Source organism: Vibrio aquaticus (assembly GCF_003970385.1).
GTDB lineage: Bacteria > Pseudomonadota > Gammaproteobacteria > Enterobacterales > Vibrionaceae > Vibrio > Vibrio aquaticus.
The window spans coordinates 1-629 of the sequence record NZ_RXZH01000083.1 but is presented as its reverse complement, the minus strand read 5'-3'; the positions used below and the strand labels follow the sequence as shown (position 1 = coordinate 629).

The following is a 629-nucleotide window of genomic DNA, read 5'->3' as shown; positions in this document are numbered from 1 at the left end:
ATCGGTTARCCATAGACCYCCAGTYACTGGRTCTAATCCKCCACGAAAAGTAAGAAAKTCCGMRTATTTTGACCAATTYAAGGTRAAAAAKGGRGTTGCTCCYTCRGCAAAACTKGGATAAAGTTGAGCCAAAAGATCCCGATTCAAGATAAATTCATGAGGAAGYGGTATTTCTTTAGGATCTACTCCAGCGTTTAGAAATTGGTTAATCGGTAAAGATACATGTACTTGATGCCCCGCCCAAGAGAGAGACCCAAGTCCTAGTAGCCCCGCTAAATGGTGATTCAACATAGATTCTACATCTTGGAACCAAGCCAATTTTGGAGCTGCTTTGTGATAATGGAACCAACCAGCAAAAAGCATTAASGCTGCRAAGACCAATGCRCCAATTGCGGTACAATARAGTTGTAATTCACTAGTTATTCCGGATGCTCGCCAAATYTGAAAAAARCCWGAGGTTATTTGTATTCCTCGGAARCCYCCRCCCACRTCWCCATTCAATATTTCTTGGCCCACTATTGGCCAAACCACCTGCGCACTAGGTCCAATATGAGTAGGATCGCTTAGCCATGCTTCATAATTGGAAAAACGAGCACCGTGGAAATACATGCCACTCAGCCAAAGAAAGA

The 629-nt window shown here is 43.1% G+C and carries 1 protein-coding gene; it reads right to left on the bottom strand.

The genetic code is table 11. From position 1 onward, the window contains the following. Window positions 1-618, bottom strand: a 618-nt coding sequence (locus tag EJ063_RS21875; RefSeq protein ID WP_500691448.1) for a hypothetical protein, incomplete at its 3' end; no start/stop codon positions are given. Window positions 619-629 lie beyond the last annotated feature (11 nt).